At 32.2% G+C, this 17,343-nt stretch carries 18 protein-coding genes; 7 read left to right on the forward strand and 11 right to left on the reverse strand.

What is annotated here, in order from left to right; translation table 11 throughout:
- The first annotated feature begins 21 nt into the window (after positions 1–21).
- Positions 22–735, forward strand: coding sequence for a rhomboid family intramembrane serine protease (locus HXZ69_RS01040; protein WP_286494734.1), 714 nt, complete (start codon positions 22–24; stop codon positions 733–735).
- Positions 736–767: 32 nt separating this feature from the next.
- Here the strand turns inward: HXZ69_RS01040 and HXZ69_RS01045 are convergent, their stop codons facing one another.
- Together HXZ69_RS01045 and obgE are read right to left on the reverse strand one after the other, a co-directional pair.
- A complete protein-coding gene (locus HXZ69_RS01045) occupies positions 768–1,088 on the reverse strand; it encodes a YbaB/EbfC family nucleoid-associated protein (RefSeq protein ID WP_038333099.1) in 321 nt (106 codons plus the stop codon).
- Between the two features lie 23 nt (positions 1,089–1,111).
- Positions 1,112–2,098, reverse strand: a complete 987-nt coding sequence (obgE, locus tag HXZ69_RS01050; protein WP_115001628.1) for a GTPase ObgE — start codon at positions 2,096–2,098, stop codon at positions 1,112–1,114.
- A 398-nt stretch (positions 2,099–2,496) separates the two neighbouring features.
- Between obgE and HXZ69_RS01055 the strand changes: the two genes are divergently transcribed.
- The gene (locus HXZ69_RS01055; RefSeq protein ID WP_286494735.1) at positions 2,497–3,090 is read left to right on the forward strand and encodes a hypothetical protein; all 594 of its coding nucleotides are present in this window, start codon (positions 2,497–2,499) and stop codon (positions 3,088–3,090) included.
- A 45-nt stretch (positions 3,091–3,135) separates the two neighbouring features.
- Entirely contained in the window at positions 3,136–4,167 is a 1,032-nt protein-coding gene (locus HXZ69_RS01060; protein WP_286494736.1) for a quinone-dependent dihydroorotate dehydrogenase, read from the forward strand.
- 118 nt (positions 4,168–4,285) lie between these two features.
- Here the strand turns inward: HXZ69_RS01060 and HXZ69_RS01065 are convergent, their stop codons facing one another.
- The 4 genes from HXZ69_RS01065 to kdsA form a co-directional block, all read right to left on the reverse strand.
- Entirely contained in the window at positions 4,286–4,864 is a 579-nt protein-coding gene (locus tag HXZ69_RS01065) for an adenylate kinase (protein WP_125350758.1), read from the reverse strand.
- 6 nt (positions 4,865–4,870) lie between these two features.
- The gene (gene hpt, locus HXZ69_RS01070) at positions 4,871–5,407 is read right to left on the reverse strand and encodes a hypoxanthine phosphoribosyltransferase (protein ID WP_038333090.1); all 537 of its coding nucleotides are present in this window, start codon (positions 5,405–5,407) and stop codon (positions 4,871–4,873) included.
- Between the two features lie 60 nt (positions 5,408–5,467).
- A complete protein-coding gene (gene hemN, locus HXZ69_RS01075) occupies positions 5,468–6,829 on the reverse strand; it encodes an oxygen-independent coproporphyrinogen III oxidase (protein ID WP_115001634.1) in 1,362 nt (453 codons plus the stop codon).
- A gap of 73 nt (positions 6,830–6,902) precedes the next feature.
- Positions 6,903–7,712 (reverse strand): 3-deoxy-8-phosphooctulonate synthase, encoded by an 810-nt coding sequence (gene kdsA, locus HXZ69_RS01080; RefSeq protein ID WP_115001635.1) that lies wholly within the window; start codon positions 7,710–7,712, stop codon positions 6,903–6,905.
- Between the two features lie 76 nt (positions 7,713–7,788).
- On the opposite strand from kdsA, the gene HXZ69_RS01085 reads away from it, so the two are divergent.
- Together HXZ69_RS01085 and HXZ69_RS01090 are read left to right on the forward strand one after the other, a co-directional pair.
- Positions 7,789–8,022, forward strand: coding sequence for a hypothetical protein (locus HXZ69_RS01085; RefSeq protein WP_052217635.1), 234 nt, complete (start codon positions 7,789–7,791; stop codon positions 8,020–8,022).
- 18 nt (positions 8,023–8,040) lie between these two features.
- Positions 8,041–9,159, forward strand: coding sequence for a glycosyltransferase (locus tag HXZ69_RS01090; RefSeq protein ID WP_286494737.1), 1,119 nt, complete (start codon positions 8,041–8,043; stop codon positions 9,157–9,159).
- A 13-nt stretch (positions 9,160–9,172) separates the two neighbouring features.
- On the opposite strand, the gene HXZ69_RS01095 is transcribed toward HXZ69_RS01090, so the two are convergent.
- The 4 genes from HXZ69_RS01095 to rpmH all read right to left on the reverse strand — a co-directional run bounded on the left by HXZ69_RS01095 (position 9,173) and on the right by rpmH (position 12,130).
- On the reverse strand, positions 9,173–9,994 hold the full coding sequence (locus HXZ69_RS01095) for a 2OG-Fe(II) oxygenase (protein WP_286474171.1): 822 nt from the start codon (positions 9,992–9,994) through the stop codon (positions 9,173–9,175).
- A 10-nt stretch (positions 9,995–10,004) separates the two neighbouring features.
- A complete protein-coding gene (locus HXZ69_RS01100) occupies positions 10,005–11,120 on the reverse strand; it encodes a glycosyltransferase (protein WP_286494738.1) in 1,116 nt (371 codons plus the stop codon).
- 76 nt (positions 11,121–11,196) lie between these two features.
- On the reverse strand, positions 11,197–11,889 hold the full coding sequence (locus tag HXZ69_RS01105; RefSeq protein WP_038333079.1) for a cell division ATP-binding protein FtsE: 693 nt from the start codon (positions 11,887–11,889) through the stop codon (positions 11,197–11,199).
- An 82-nt stretch (positions 11,890–11,971) separates the two neighbouring features.
- A complete protein-coding gene (gene rpmH, locus HXZ69_RS01110; protein ID WP_019974979.1) occupies positions 11,972–12,130 on the reverse strand; it encodes a 50S ribosomal protein L34 in 159 nt (52 codons plus the stop codon).
- Between the two features lie 364 nt (positions 12,131–12,494).
- Here rpmH and gyrA point away from each other — a divergent pair, with 364 nt between their 5' ends.
- Positions 12,495–15,068, forward strand: a complete 2,574-nt coding sequence (gene gyrA, locus HXZ69_RS01115) for a DNA gyrase subunit A (protein ID WP_286494739.1) — start codon at positions 12,495–12,497, stop codon at positions 15,066–15,068.
- 3 nt (positions 15,069–15,071) lie between these two features.
- Positions 15,072–16,268 carry a tetratricopeptide repeat protein gene (locus tag HXZ69_RS01120; protein WP_286494740.1) on the forward strand — a complete coding sequence of 399 codons (1,197 nt, stop codon included), beginning with the start codon at positions 15,072–15,074 and terminating at the stop codon, positions 16,266–16,268.
- Positions 16,269–16,502: 234 nt separating this feature from the next.
- Here the strand turns inward: HXZ69_RS01120 and surE are convergent, their stop codons facing one another.
- Positions 16,503–17,267, reverse strand: coding sequence for a 5'/3'-nucleotidase SurE (surE, locus tag HXZ69_RS01125; RefSeq protein ID WP_286494741.1), 765 nt, complete (start codon positions 17,265–17,267; stop codon positions 16,503–16,505).
- Positions 17,268–17,343: the final 76 nt, after the last annotated feature.

The raw sequence follows: 17,343 nt of genomic DNA on the forward strand, positions 1-17,343 counted from the left end.
CCTCTCTTACTACTTATCCCAATGTGGATTATCTTTTTGTTTCAACAAAACGGATACAATTTAGACAGTTGTTACGGCGTTATTCCGAGAACTTTCGTAGGGTTAAAAGGAATTCTGTTCTCGCCTTTATTTCACTCAGGTTGGAAACACATCATCAGTAATACTTTTCCGTTAGCTTTTCTTAGCTTTATCGCGCTATTGATGTACGATAGATTGGCTTATTATGTTATTTTCTTTGGTTGGATTTTATCAGGAATTATTCTTTGGATCATCGGAAATCCACCTTTTTTAGATGACAATGTAAGTTGTCATATTGGAGCAAGTTCTATCGTTTACTTATTGGCTTCGTTTATATTTTTTAGTGGAATAATTAGAAAAGAACGTGGTTTGATGGCGATTTCACTAATCATTATTTTATTATACGGCGGAATGATTTGGGGAATGGTTCCTCAAGAAATTTTACCGCAATTAAAATCTGATACAAGTAGTAATTCTATTTCTTGGGAAGGTCATTTGAGTGGATTTATCTCGGGTGCATTTTTCGCTTATCTGTTTAGAAATATTGGTCCACAAAAAGAAGTTCCGAAATGGGATCAAGAAAATTATTATGACCCGCAAGCTGAGCGTTTATGGGATATTTACCAAGAACAAGAACGTTTGAAAGCTGAATATTTGGAATCGTTAGATGAGGAAAATATTGAAACAAATCATCAAACAAAAACCCCTGAAAATTAATTTTCAGGGGTTAATTTTTTTTCAAATTCTTCTTAGAAAGGCATTCCAGGAATGTTTGGTAAGTTTTCTTGAGCCGTTTTTTTCGCTCTGTCAATTGCTTCTGTTTTTACTTGTTCCAACGCTTTGTTTAACGTCATTACTAACAAATCTTCAATTTCTTCTTTTTCCATTCCTTCGGCAAGTTCAATATCTTTTACTGTTGCCAATTTAGACATTGTAATTTTTACTTTTCCATCGTTAGAAGTCGTTGTAAAAATTTCTCCATCTAATTCATTTTTCAAATCAGAAAATTTATCTTTAAATGAATTGATTTTTCCCATCATTCCCATGATGTCTCCAAAATTTCCAAACATTTGTCTTTATCTTTAATAATTAGTTATTCGTGTAGTTTTTTCCACAATAAATCTTTCAATTCTGTGATTCCTTTTCCAGAAACAGACGAAATAAATATCGTATCAATATCAGTTGGTAATTGTGCTTTAATCTCAGCTTCCAATTCATCATCTAACATATCTGACTTAGAAATAGCTAAAATTCGTTCTTTATCTAACAATTCAGGATTGAATTTTTTCAATTCATTCAACAGAATTTCATATTCTTTTTTATAATCTTCTGTATCGGCAGGAATTAAAAATAATAAGTTAGAATTACGCTCAATATGACGCAAGAAACGATGTCCAAGACCTTTTCCTTCTGCCGCACCTTCGATAATTCCAGGAATATCTGCCATAATAAATGACTGATGATTACGGTATTCTACAATTCCCAAGTTAGGTGTTAACGTTGTAAATGCGTAATCTGCAATTTTTGGTTTAGCAGCCGAAACAGCTGATAATAAAGTAGATTTTCCTGCATTTGGAAAACCAACTAAACCAACATCTGCCAAAATTTTCAACTCCAATGTAACTTGACGCTCGTCACCATCCAAACCTGGCTGTGCATAACGAGGCGTTTGACGCGTTGCAGAACGGAAATGCCAGTTTCCTAGCCCCCCTTTTCCTCCTTGCGCAATAATTAATTCTTGCCCATTTTCTGTTACTTCGCCAATAATATTTCCTTCGTCATCTTTGGCAATTGTTCCGATCGGAACTTCCAAAATAATATCTTCACCGTCAGCACCAGTAGAACGAGATTTACCTCCACGTCCACCGTTTTGCGCACGGAAATGTCTTTTGAATCGAAATTCTAACAAGGTCCAAAGATTTGAGTTTCCAAGAAGCGTGATATTTCCTCCACGTCCACCATCTCCACCATCTGGTCCACCTTTGTCAATATATTTTTCGCGATGCAAACTTGCTGAACCCGCACCTCCATGTCCGGCTCTACAATTTATTTTTACGTAGTCAACAAAATTTGATTGCATAATTTTTCTCTTTTAATTAGTCTGCAAAAGTACAATTTCTAATTTGTTTATTAAAATCTTGTATTATCTATTTTGAATGAATAATTTATAATGACTCAGATTTTTATTTATATTTATTCAATTAATTAACACACTAATATGAATACTAAAAAAAATTTGTCCGAATATATTGATAACGAACTTCTGAAAAAGCAAAAACAAACAAAAAATATTGTAATTATATTTGGATCTTTTATGTTTCTTGCGTTTATATTCTTTATCTACACCGCAATAAAAACCAGTAATTATGCCTTCATAGCTATTGGATGTGGAACTTCTGTTTCATTAATGCCTCTAATCGCCAAACTTTCCATGATTAATAAAGAGATTAAACTACGCAAAAAATAGATTGAAGATTTATGAATAACGAACATTTACAACGATTACTTCCTTTTGGTTATATTTATTTAGTCTTCATGGGAATTATTAAAGAATCTATTTTCTATTATCAATTGGATATTAATATTCTGAAATTTTCGAGCATTATGAATATCTTAATAAGTCCAATTTCTGAAATTACCGCACATCCTTTCCTACTAATCTTTTTTATTATTCTTATTTTTCTACTTTATAGTTTTAAACAGTATTCATTGAAACATCCAGAGAAAAAATTCATTAAGAAATATTACAAGATTAAAGAAACTGATAACCTCACGAACGAAGAATTCACTAAGAAAATTAATCAAAATTTAATTGGATTCTTTTTTGTTATGCTGATTTGTTTCTTTATAGGATTTGGAATTGGTGATGGTAATTTTCTGTCAAAACGAATAAAAAATGGAGATTTAAAATTCGAAAAATATGGGCAAACCTTAACTTTCAATTCTGGTGAGAAAAAAGAAATTTATTTAGTCAATACGAATAGTCTCTATTATTTTTATGTTGTAAAAGGTCAAAAAACTGTTGAAATTTCGCCAATTGGCACAATACAATCAATCGCAAAAAATAAGTAATCAAAACATATTTTTATAATGAATAGGATTGATTAATTTTGCAACATGTACAAACAATTCAAAAACATTTTATTCCAATTACAGCCCGAAGATGCGCATCATTTTGTTACGCGAAATCTAAAAAATTATGCTGCATTTCCTGGAGTTGGAAAATTATTAGATAAATTTTATCAATACAATCATCCAAGTTTAGACCGAGAAGTTTTTGGAATTAAATTCAAAAATCCAATTGGTTTAGCTGCTGGTTTTGATAAAAATGCTGAATATATTGAAGAATTGGACCACTTCGGATTTGGCTTCATCGAAATTGGAACCGTTACACCAAAACCTCAACCAGGGAATGATGCGCCGCGTATGTTTCGTTTGGTAGAAGATGAAGCGATTATCAACCGAATGGGATTTAATAACAAAGGTGTTGATTTTGCTGTTTCGAAAATTAGAGAACTAAAAAATCGTGAAAACTATATTATTGGCGGAAATATTGGTAAAAATAAATTAACGCCAAACGAAGATGCTGTTGATGATTATATCAAATGTTTCAATGCGTTGTTTGATTATGTAGATTATTTTGTAGTTAACGTGAGTTCTCCAAACACGCCTGGATTACGCGATTTACAAGAAAAAGAACCTTTATTGTACATTCTTAATTATTTGCAACAATACAATAATCAAAACGAAAAACCGAAACCAATTTTACTTAAAATCGCACCAGATTTAACAGATTCTCAATTGGACGATATTATAGATATTGTATTAGAATCTAAAATTGCTGGAGTGATTGCTACAAATACAACCATTTCAAGAGAAGGATTAAAATCTGATCCAGAAATTGTAAAAGAAACTGGTGGAGTTTCGGGAAAACCACTTAAAAATCGTTCAACAGAAGTGATTCGTTATCTTTCTGAAAAATCGAACAAAGCATTTCCTATCATTGGAGTTGGCGGAATTCATACAGCCGAAGATGCTAAAGAAAAACTGGAAGCTGGTGCAAGTTTGTTACAAGTTTATACAGGTTTTATTTATGAAGGTCCTGCTGTTGTAAAAAACATTTGTAAAGGCTTGGTTGAAGGAAAATAGAAAAGTCATTCTGATGTCGGTTCTTCATTTCACAAAAAGCTACATTCAGAAATGATAATAATAAAAAAATGCTCCTTTAATTAAAAGGAGCATTTTTAGTATTATGTAAAAGTTGTTCTTATAAAACTTCTTTAATTGCTGCGTTCAATTTTTCGGTAATATCTTCAATAGAACCTACTCCATCAATCTCAACCCATTTTCCTTGCGCTTTGTAGTGTTCTGCTACAATTGCAGTTTTCTCGTAATATTCTGTAATACGATCACGGATAATTTTTTCGTCCACATCATCAGCACGACCAGAAGTTTTTCCGCGTTCTAATAAACGTTGAACCAAAATTTCGTCATCCACAACTAATGCTAATGTAATCGAAACTTCGCTTTCGTATTTATCTGCTAAGATTTTATCTAAAGCTTCTGCTTGAGATGTTGTACGTGGATATCCATCAAAAATGTATCCTTGCGCATTTGGATTGTTATCTAAATGATCAACCAACATATTTGTTGTTACCTCATCTGGAACTAATTGTCCCTTGTCCATGTAAGATTTCACAAGAGCGCCTAATTCTGTTTCATTTTTAAGGTTGAAACGAAATAAGTCTCCAGTAGAAATTTGAGGAGTTTGGTACTTTTCTTCTAAAAATTTAGCTTGTGTTCCTTTACCACTGCCAGGAGGTCCGAACAATACAATGTTTAGCATTTTGTTTTAATGTTTTATTTGATAAATATCTGGTAAATTTCTTCCTAATCCGTCAAAATCTAATCCATAACCTACTACAAATTTATCAGGAATAGAAATTCCTACTAAATCTACTTTTAAATCTTTTTTGTAAGCATCTGGCTTAAATAATAAAGTTGCTACTTTTAATGATTTTACCTTTTTCTCTTTCAAGATTCGGTGCAACTCTACTAACGTATTACCTGTATCTACAATATCTTCTAAAATAATTACGTGACGTCCTTCAACATTCATCGGAATATCCATCTCAATAGTAATTTTCCCTGTTGATTCTGTTCCTTCGTAAGATTTTAATTTCAAGAACGAAATCTCACATTCTCCTTGATATTGTTTTAAGAAATCGCTGAAGAACATTACAACTCCGTTTAATACACCAACAAAAATCGGTCTTTCGTCTTTGTATTCTTCGTAAACTTCGTTTGCCATATTTTTGATGGCGTGTTCTATTTCTTCAAAAGCGATGTACGGAATAAATTTTTTACCGTGAATTTCTATTTCTTTCATTGTTTGAGATATTCAAATATATACTTTTTTTGATAAAGTTTAAAACATTTATCTATTTTATTAGATTGTCATTGAGAAAATGCGCGTTTCTGGCTCGTTATCTATCATTCTCTTATCGAATGTCATACACACATTTCGAACGTATGGACGTCCTTCTTCTTTTACGATCAAACCATTTTCTACAAATTCAATCAAATTATCGTCAACCATATCTTGTAACATAGTTTTGATACGATCTACATCATCAAATTTCATGTTATCATCAGCCCAAGAAGTTTCTAAATTACACATTAAATTTAGAATATGACGACGCATAATCAAATCTTCTTCTGATAATATATGTCCTTTGAAAACGGATAATTCTCCGTTATTGATTGATTTTTCGTACTCTTCTACTGTCTTCTCGTTTTGTGCAAAACTATACCAAGAATCACTGATAGAAGAAACTCCTAAACCAACCATTAATTGTGTTTTCGAAGAAGAATATCCCATAAAATTACGATGTAATGTATGGTTTTTCATCGATTGATACATCGAGTCTTGTTCTAAGGCAAAATGATCCATTCCAACTTCGAAATAGTTCATTTCCTCGAACATTTTCTTTCCTTCTTCATATAATGCACGTTTCAATTCTGGTGAAGGCAAATCATCGTCCTGAAAACCACGTTGTCCAACACCTTTTATCCACGGCACATGCGCATAACTGTAAAAAGAAATACGATCTGGATTTAATTCTTTTGTCAAATTAATAGTTTCCATCATTCCTTCCATTGTTTGATGTGGAAGACCAAAAATCAAATCGTGAGAAATCGATGTAAAACCAATTTCGCGCGCTTCTTCGGTTGCTCTTTTCACATTCTCGAAAGGTTGAACACGATTGATCGCTTCCTGAACTTTCAGATCATAATCTTGTACACCATACGAAATACGTCTAAAACCTAAATCGTATAAAGCCTGTAAATGTTCTCTTGTTGTGTTATTTGGATGACCTTCTAAACTAAATTCGTGTCCTTCAGCTACATCCGCATATTCAAAAATACCATCAATTAATTTCTTCAAATTTTCTGGAGAAAAAAACGTTGGTGTTCCTCCTCCTAAATGAATTTCTTTAATTTTTGGTCGAGATGAAAATAAATCCACATATAATCTCCATTCTTTCAAAACTGTATCAATATACGGAACTTCTACCGAATGTTGTTTCGTAATACGTTTGTTACATGCACAAAACGTACACAACGACTCGCAATAAGGTAAATGAATATAAATTGATATTCCTTCTTCTACATTACTTTCATCGAAAGATCGTTGAAAAGTTTCAATCCAACCTTGTTTAGTAAAATCATCATTGTCCCAAAACGGAACAGTTGGATAACTTGTGTAACGAGGTCCTGGAATATTATATTTCTGAATTAAATTATCCATTATCTAAAAAAATTAAAAATACTTAATCAACTTGACTAAGTATTATTTAATAAATTTTCTTTAAAAATTATTTTTATAGAATTGCCTGACGAACTCTAACTAATTTAGTTAATAAGTCTTCTAACAAATCTAATTGTAACATGTTTGCACCGTCACTTTTTGCATTTTTAGGATCTGGATGCGTTTCGATAAAAATACCATCAGCACCAACAGCAATTCCAGCTTTAGCAATCGTTTCGATTAATTCTGGCTTTCCTCCTGTTACACCTGAAGCCTGATTTGGTTGTTGTAAAGAATGTGTGATATCTAAAATAACTGGTGCATAATTTTGCATCACAGGAATTCCACGATAATCTACCACTAAATCTCCGTAACCTAACATTGTTCCACGCTCGATAATTGCTACATTATTATTACCAGAATCTGTTACTTTTTCTACAGGAAATTTCATCGCTTCTGGCGAAAGAAATTGACCTTTTTTCAACGTAACATGTTTTCCAGTTTGTGCAGCTGCAACCACTAAATCGGTTTGACGAACCAAGAAAGCAGGAATTTGTAACACATCTACATAAGCCGCTGCCATTTCTGCATGAAAAGGTTCATGGATATCTGTAGTTGTTGGAACATCAAAAGTTTCTCCAACTTTTTGAATAATTTTCAATGCTTTTTCATCTCCAATTCCTGTAAAACTATCAATACGAGAACGATTTGCTTTTTTGAAAGATCCTTTAAAAACATAAGGAATCTCTAATTTATCAGTAATTGTTACTACTTTTTCAGCAATTCTCAAAGCCATATCTTCACTTTCGATGGCACATGGACCAGCAAGTAAAAAGAAGTTTGGCGAATCTTTGTGTTTTATCTTTGATAAAGTTTCTATCATTGTGCAAATTTACACAAAGTTATCGACTTATTTTTCATAATTTTGCCTATACTTTATCATTCTTATTTATCGTTTTATGGATTTTTTATCTAACATTGGTATAGCTGATATTTTTGGCTATCTTGCTTCAGTCTTTATTGTACTAGCATTCTTTTTTTCGAAGATTACAATTATCCGCATTATCAATGCAATTGGTTGTGTATGTTTTGTAATTTATGCTGCTATGATCGAGGCTTGGCCAGTCCTTATTCCAAATGCGATTTTATTTTTAGTTCAGGCGTATTATATCGTCTTCAAACCTGGAAAATAATCTTAAAAAACCATAAAATTGAAAATCCTATCTGCTGTACTAAATAATATTGAAACTGATCAAAGATTAGATAAAGTTTGCCATTCTTTGTTAAAATTTGGATACGATATAGAATTGATTGGCGCGACTATAAACGGTAGACCGAAATTGAATAAGCCGTACAAGACATTTTTGATAGAACAAAAGAATCAATCAACAATGAAAAAGTATGCAGAGTTCAATTACAAATTGTTTTTCACTTTGCTTAAAAAAGCGGATAAACAGACTATTTTATTAGCGAATGATTTGGATAGTTTACTTCCTTTTTATTTGGTTAGTAAAATCAAAAAAATTCCTTTAGTTTTTGATAGTCACGAAATTTATTCAGAATTACCATCATTACACAATCGTCCTAAAACAAAAAAAGTTTGGAAAACTTTAGAACGTTCTCTTGTTCCAAAAATCAAGTATTTTTATACAGTAAGTGATGGATATGCCAATTGGTTTCGCAAGGAATATGGTGCTAATCCGGCTGTGATTAGAAATGTTCCCAACCGAACAAAACTTAACGATAAACAAGATTTAATTTTCTTTCGCTTACCCGAAAATCCAACAAACGATAAAATATTATTGTATCAAGGCGCAATTAACATGAGTCGAGGAATTGACAAAATGATTGAAGCGTTTAAACACATTGATAATTGTCAATTTTGGATTGCTGGCGAAGGACCTAAAAAAACTGAATACGAACAATTGGTAAAAGATTTTAACTTGACTAATCGCATTCATTTTTTAGGAAATATTCCCCCAAAAACTTTAAAAACTATAACACCTTTAGCTGATGTAGGAATGAGTATGGAAGAAGATTTAGGATTAAGCTATCGCTACGCTCTACCGAATAAATTATTTGACTTTATTCAAGCTAGAGTACCAATTTTAGCAACAAATTTACCTGAAATCAAAAAAATGGTTGAAGAATATAAAGTTGGAAAAGTGATTGACAACCACAATCCAAAACATTTGGCTGAAAAACTACAAGAAATCTTAAACGAAGGAAAAAGAAGTTACCAAGAAAACCTTGCAAATGCTGCAAATGAACTTTGTTGGGAAAATGAAGAATTAAAATTAAAGGAGATTTTTGAACAAATAAAAAAGTAGATTAAAATTTAATCTACTTTTTATCTTTTTTATAAATATGTGGATTTTCCACTACTCCTTTTTTAAATACTTTTCTAACACCCATTCTTAGTGCATTATCAACTTGTAAAACTTGATCCAAAACCTTTTGCTCTGGACGACCTCTAAACGAAGTCACATGAAAGGAATCTGTTTCTCTTAAAGGTTCTTTAGAAAAATAATAATTTGAAACACATTTTCTAAAACCTTCAAATTTTATTGGAGAAACCGAATGCAAAGAATCATTATGCGTTGCCATTACTGCTAATCGATTGAATTTACTAAAAATTGTAATCTGATCATTTTTCAATCCATTTGGCCAAACTTCCAAATTACCACCATATTCTTCTTTCCAGTCAGGTGTTACATAATACAACAAATTCAACACACGCCACAATTCCCTTTTCGCATCATGAGAATTATCCAAATGTGGCTGCAAAAACTGACGATTTCCCATCATAGATAAACCACCAGCATACAAAGACGAATCTGGAATAGGTTGTTTTATTTCACAAATTTCAGCAATCAAATTTACGATTCTCTCATCTTGAAAAGCATAAATAATTTCCTCTAAAATAGGATGATATTGATTCATTTGAACTGCAATATATTTATCTTCTTTCAAACTTTTTTTCAACACCATTTCTTTTTCTTGCGGAAAAACTTGATTTATCTCCAAAGCTAATTCTTCTGGCAACAAATCATCAACCCAAAAATAACCGATCTTATCTTTGCTACTATTGTATTGTTGACTTATTTCTTCCTTTTGATCAATTAATCGTTGTAAAATTATATCTGCATATTGATTTCTGTTCATAATCATAAAGTTAATTAAAAATTTGTTTCAAAATAATTTCTGCATTCAATTTATCATTCAAATCATATTCAAGCGTATCAATATATTCTTTTGACGCTAAAAAAGGTTGATTTTTTAAATAATTAATAGCTTTTATCAGCTCTGATTTATTCGAAACTTGAACACAAAGTCCACTAATTTTCTCATCATCTATCACATTTTCATTTATTATCGAAAAACGACTATTAAATAATGCATTTATCACTTTGAGTTTTGTTCCAGATTCCTGAAAAGACCATGCTATATTAAGATGTGCTTTTTCGAAAAGATTTTTCAAATGATTAAAATCTTTCAATTTAACAAATTGTATATGTGGATGATTTTTAATTTTTGCTTTTACCCAATCCTCTCTGGATCCTGACGCAATAACGAAAGGATAATCAATTTCTTTAAAAACTTCTATCAAGAAATCGACTGCTTTACAATTGTCCGAAGCTCTCAAATCTCCATGATATAAAGCAAATACTCCTTTTTCACTTAGTGATTGAAAAGTTTCATTTCCATGAAAAACAGGCACAAATTTTCCTTTATTATATTTTTCTTGGATATAATTTTGTTCAAATTTGGAGAGTGTAAAAACTTCATCAAACTGATGGATGATATTTTCGTATTGAATATATTTTTTTGCCTCAATATAAAACAATGCTTTTTTCACTAGATTCTTTTCGCTTTCTGCTAATCCAGAAAAATAATTTTGTTCAATATTATGTAGTCGCAAATATTTAGAATAACCTTCAAGATTATATTTATTCAAAATAAATGTTGTTTTTAGACTTTCAAAAAAAATAGGTACTTTCAACGATTTAATTCGTTCATACAATAATTTGCTATCCCTAGATTTTACTGAAATTGGATATTTCTGAAAAATATAATAAGGTTTTTGATGTATTGGATAAAAATAAACTTCTTTAGCATATTTTCTTAAAACATCGCTTTCTGTTTCGTTAAACCCAAACAAATGTAAATAAATCTCAACCCCAAGTTGATTAAATGCTTTCAATTTATAAAAAACATCTATAACGCCTCCATAATTGGGAGGAAATGGAACATCCATACTTATAAAATGAAGTTTTTTACCTTGATACATTAGTTAATTATTTAACAAAAAAAAGAGTCTACAACTAAGTAAACTCTTTCTTTAAAATTATATTGTGTAATTTATCTTATTCTGATATCGCTTCTGCAACTTCAAATAATCTTCCGTCTTCACAACGTACCTTACGCGCAGGATAACGACGAATAATTTCGTAATCGTGTGTAGCCATCAAAACTGCACAATTATTTTCTTTCGATACTGACAGCAACAAATCCATAATATCATTTGATGTTTCTGGATCTAAATTTCCTGTTGGCTCATCGGCTAAAATTAATTCAGGATGATTTAACAATGCACGAGCTATAGAAACACGTTGTTGCTCACCTCCAGAAAGACGGAACGGCATCATTTTCTTTTTAGACAACATCCCTACCGAATCTAAAACCTCATCAATACGTTTATCGATTGTCGCTTTATCCTTCCAACCTGTTGCTTTCAACACGAACGTTAAATTTTGCTCTACCGTACGATCTGTTAACAATTGGAAATCCTGGAAAACGATTCCTAAATGTCTTCTAAGATCAGGAATTTTACTTGTTTTCAGTGATTTCAAATCCATTCCAACCACAGAACCTTGTCCTGATTGAAGCGGCAAATCACCATAAAGCACTTTCAATAAACTACTTTTTCCACTTCCTGTTTTTCCGATTAGGTAAACAAATTCTCCTTCGTTAAGTGTGAAATTAACGTCAGATAATACTAAATGATTTCTTTGATATATAGATGATTGACTTAACTCAATTACATTTTTAGCTTCCATACTTTCTACAGTCTTTAAAACAAATGTAAAAAAAAAGCTTGAAAGAACGACCTTCAAGCTTATTTTTTATGAATTGTAGCGATTATCTTTTAGCTCTTACTTCACTAACAGTTAATGCTTTTCTTCCTTTCTTTCTACGAGCAGCTAATACTTTGCGCCCGTTTTTAGAAGCCATACGCTCACGGAATCCGTGTTTGTTTCTTTTTTTTCTGTTACTTGGTTGAAATGTTCTCTTACTCATCTTTACTAAGTTTCTAATCCATTACTCGAATGGGTTGCAAATATACAGTTATTATTATTAATTCAAAAATCAAATTGATAGAAAATTACAAAAAAGCTGAATTAATAGTAAACCGCGTTCCGTTCTACACTTTGTAATTTTCGAAGTGCAAATATAAAAACATTTTTTTGTTAAGCAAGAGAAAATTAAAACAATAACAATTAAAACTTATCAACAATATCATTTGCGAAGATCAAACGAAGCTATTTTTAGAAGGATTAGAAAAGTTTCCTTAAAACTTTCATAAAACATCAAATATCTTGTTTTTATCAGTCTTTTTTTAGCTTAAAATTCGTATATTAGCCACCTTATATAACAAAACAATATGACTGAAGGAGAAAGACTAATCCCAATTAACATTGAGGATGAAATGAAATCCGCTTACATCGATTATTCGATGTCGGTAATCGTATCTCGTGCGCTTCCGGATGTGCGTGATGGTTTAAAACCTGTACACCGTAGAGTATTATTCGGAATGTATGAATTAGGTGTTTTTTCTAATCGTTCTTACAAAAAGTCGGCACGTATTGTAGGGGAAGTTTTAGGTAAATTCCACCCACATGGCGACATTTCTGTTTACGACACAATGGTACGTATGGCGCAACCTTGGTCTTTGCGTTACTTATTGGTAGACGGACAAGGTAACTACGGTTCTGTAGATGGTGATCCACCTGCTGCAATGCGTTATACTGAAGCAAGACTTCAAAAAATTTCAGACGAATTATTAGCTGATTTAGATAAAGAGACAGTTGACTTTCAACTAAACTTTGACGATACTATCCAAGAACCTACTGTATTACCTACTCGTGTTCCAAACTTATTGGTAAATGGTGCATCTGGTATTGCGGTTGGTATGGCAACAAATATGGCGCCACATAACTTAACAGAAGTTATTGACGGAACAATTGCTTACATCGACAATCGTGAGATTACAATTGACGAATTAACACAATACATCAAAGCACCAGACTTCCCAACAGGAGGTACAATTTATGGTTACGATGGTGTAAAACAAGCTTTCGAAACTGGACGTGGACGTGTTGTTTTACGTGCAAAAACTAATTTCGAAGAAGTACATGGTCGCGATTGTATTATTGCTACAGAAATTCCTTACCAAGTTAACAAAGCAGATATGATTGCAAAAACTGCTGAGTTGGTAAAAGATGGTAAATTAGATGGTATTTCTGAGATTCGTGACGAATCTGACCGTAAAGGTATGCGTATCGTTTATGTCCTTAAAATGGATGCGGTTCCTAACGTTGTTTTAAATAAACTATATAAATTCACTCAATTACAATCATCTTTCAGTGTAAATAATATTGCCTTGGTAAAAGGTAGACCAGAGCAATTGAACTTGAAAGACATGATTTATCATTTCGTAGAACACCGTCACGAAGTGATTGTTCGTCGTACTGAATATGAATTGAGAAAGGCACAAGAAAGAGCTCATATCTTAGAAGGTTACATGAAAGTAATCGGAACACAAGATGATCTTGATCGTGCAATTAAAATCATTCGCGAATCTGCAACACCAGACGAAGCGCGTACAGGATTAATGGAAGCTTTCGAGTTATCAGAAATTCAAGCACGTGCAATCTTAGATTTACGTTTACGTACATTAACTGGTCTTGAGATTGATAAAATTCGTGAAGAGTACGAAGAAATCATGAAAATGATTAATCATTTGAAAGATATTTTAGCAAACGAAGATTTACGTATGCAAATTATCAAAGAAGAGTTATTAGAAGTTCGTAAAAAATATGGTGACGAACGTCGTACAGATATCGATTATGCAGGTGGAGACTTAAATATTGAAGATTTAATTCCTGATGAGCAAGTTGTTTTAACAATTTCTCACATGGGTTACATCAAACGTACACCACTTTCTGAATACCGCAAACAATCTCGTGGAGGAGTTGGTAATAGAGCCGCTACAACACGTGACGAAGACTTCTTAGAATATATGGTTTCGGCATCTAACCACCAATACATGTTATTCTTTACAGAAAAAGGAAAATGTTATTGGATGCGTGTGTACGAAATTCCAGAAGGTTCTAAAACATCAAAAGGTCGTGCAATTCAGAATTTGATCAACATCGAACCAGATGATAAAGTAAAAGCATATATCCTTACACACGATTTAATGAACGAAGAATACGTAAATAATAATTACGTAATCATGGTAACTAAAAATGGTATCATCAAGAAAACATCTTTAGAAGCTTATTCTCGTCCACGTGTAAATGGTATTAACGCAATTACAGTTCGTGAAGGTGATACATTATTAGAAGCATTATTAACAGATGGTAAATCTCAAATCATGATCGCTTCTAAATATGGTAAAGCTATCCGTTTCGAAGACGAAAAAGTTCGTCCAATGGGCCGTACTGCTTCTGGAGTTCGTGGTATCAATTTAGGAGATCAACCAGATAATGAGGTTATCGGGATGATTGTTGTGACTGATGTAGAAAAAGAAACTGTATTAGTTGTTTCTGAACAAGGTTACGGAAAACGTTCTTCTATCGAAGATTATCGTGAAACAAATCGTGGTGGTAAAGGTGTAACAACTCTTAATATTACTGATAAAACAGGAAAATTAATCGCGATTGAAGCTGTTACAGACGAAGATGATTTAATGATTATTAATAAATCTGGAGTTGCAATTAGAACTGGTTTAGATGAAATTCGTGTAATGGGTCGTGCAACGCAAGGTGTTCGATTGATTAACTTGAAAAAGAACGATGAAATTGCAGCAATTGCAAAAGTACAAGTTGAAGAAGAATTGGAGGACGAAGTAGAACTTGATGAAGAAGGAAATCCAATTATTGTAGAAAACACAAACGAAAACAACGAAACTCAAGCAGAAGAAACGCCTGCTGAGGATCCAAATAATGAATAATCAATGAAAAAATTATTATTTAGTTTAGGATTAGTTTTAGCAATGTCAACATCATTCGCTCAAACTAACACAGAAGAATTAACGACAGAACCTACAGTTTTAGCTGAAAAATATAATAAATCAGCAAAAGAAAACTTAGCTAAAGGCGATGTTACAAAAGCAAGTCAAGATTTAGCAAAATTATCTAAATACGAAAACGGTAAAGTTTGGCAAGTCAAAAATAAAGACTCTAAAAAAGACGAATTTTACTATTCTCAAGCTGATTTAGATAAAGCTACAGCTGGTGGTAATTACGCAAAAGCAAAAGAAGTTGCTTTACAACCAAAATATGGTTTCTTGTTGCAATCTGAGGTTTCTAATTTAGCAAACAAAGAATTAGACGCCGCAAACAAAGCAATGGACGCTAAACAATACACAGAAGCTGGAACAAAATTCTTAAATGTTTATAACCTAGTTGAAGCTTTAGGTACAAAAGAAGATATCTATAAATATCAAGCAGCAATCTGTTTTTACAACGCAGCTGATTATGATAAATCGTTAACGATTTTGAAAGAATTAGCAGCAAAAGGATTCACTGGAAAATCAGCTAATCAAACAAAAGATTACAACCGTGATATGTATGTTTTAGCTCTTAATGGATTGTACAATGCAAAAAAATACGATGCTATCGTAGAAGAAGCGACTACAAAATATCCAAAAGATGCTGATATCAACAATATCGCAACTGGAATTTACCAAGTTTCTGGAAATGCTGATAAAATGACAAAACGTATCGAAGAAGCGATTAAAATTAATCCAAACGATGCGCAAAATTATTACAACTTAGGTGTTTTATATTTAGATGACGCTTCTAAAGCAGCAGAATCTAAAAACTTGTTTAAAAAAGCGATTGAATTAAATCCTAAACATTTCGAGTCTTATAACAATTTAGTTTTAGCTATTTTGCAACCAGATAAAGAAATTGTTGAAACAATGAACAACAATTTAGGAACATCTAAAAAAGAGAAAGAAGTTTACAACACAAACGAAGCAAAACGTAAAGCTTTGTTTACAGAAGCAGCTCCTTATCTTGAAAAGATGTACGAAATTCAACCAGAAAATCGTCAAGTTATTCGTAACTTAATTCAAGCTTACAAAACGTTAGGAAACGATCAAAAAGAAAATTTCTATCGTGACGCTGAGAAAAAATTAGTAAAATAATTATTTCAATATAACACAAAAAAAGGACTTCAATTGAAGTCCTTTTTTTATACTTTGTTAAGCTTAATTTATTTCAGCTTCTTATCAATTTGTATCATGTTATTCTGAAACGAGTTCAGAATAACAACGAACTTAGAACTTAGAACTTAAAACTTAGAACTTAGAACTTAGAACTTAGAACTTAGAACTTAGAACTTAGAACTTAGAACTTAGAACTTAGAACTTAGAACAAATCTACAAATCCCAATTTCTTAAATCTGGTAAAAAATGATGCGCTGTCAAATCATAACGAACTGGCACAACCGAAACATAACCTTCCTCTAAAGCACGTTCGTCTGTATCCTCACCTTTATCAAGATTTTTAAACTCTCCACTCATCCAATAATACGTTCTTCCACGAGGATCTTCACGTTTATCAAATTTTTCTTCCCATTTAGCATCAGCTTGGCGACAAACTTTTATTCCTTTTATTTCATGTTCTTTCAACTTCGGAATGTTCACGTTCAACACCACACCTTTTGGTAATTTATGTTTTAAAACTTGATCAATAATTGTTTTAATAAAATCTTCTCCAGCTTTAAAATCTGCATTATAAGCAAAATCACACAACGAAAAACCAATCGCAGGAATTCCTTCTATTCCAGCTTCTACAGCAGCAGACATTGTTCCCGAATAAATCACATTCACCGACGAATTTGATCCGTGATTAATTCCCGAAATACACAAATCTGGTTTACGAGGCAAAATTTGCGAAACAGCCAATTTCACACAATCCACTGGCGTTCCAGAACACGCATACTCTTTTACATCTTCATCAACTTCTATTTCATCACAAAACAATGTCGAGTTTATTGTCACCGCATGCCCCATTCCACTTTGCGGACTATCTGGCGCAACAACATAAACTTCTCCAAATCCTTTTGCAATCTCTATCAACGCTCTTATTCCAGGCGCAGTTACTCCATCATCATTTGTAACTAAAATTAGCGGTCTTTCCATATTTTATTCTTACTTTTATTCATCATTTTTACAAATGTAAAAAACTTCCTTCTAATTTCTTTTTTGTTTTATATTT

The sequence above is a fragment of the Empedobacter sp. R132-2 genome, assembly GCF_030324375.1.
Lineage (GTDB): Bacteria > Bacteroidota > Bacteroidia > Flavobacteriales > Weeksellaceae > Empedobacter > Empedobacter falsenii_B.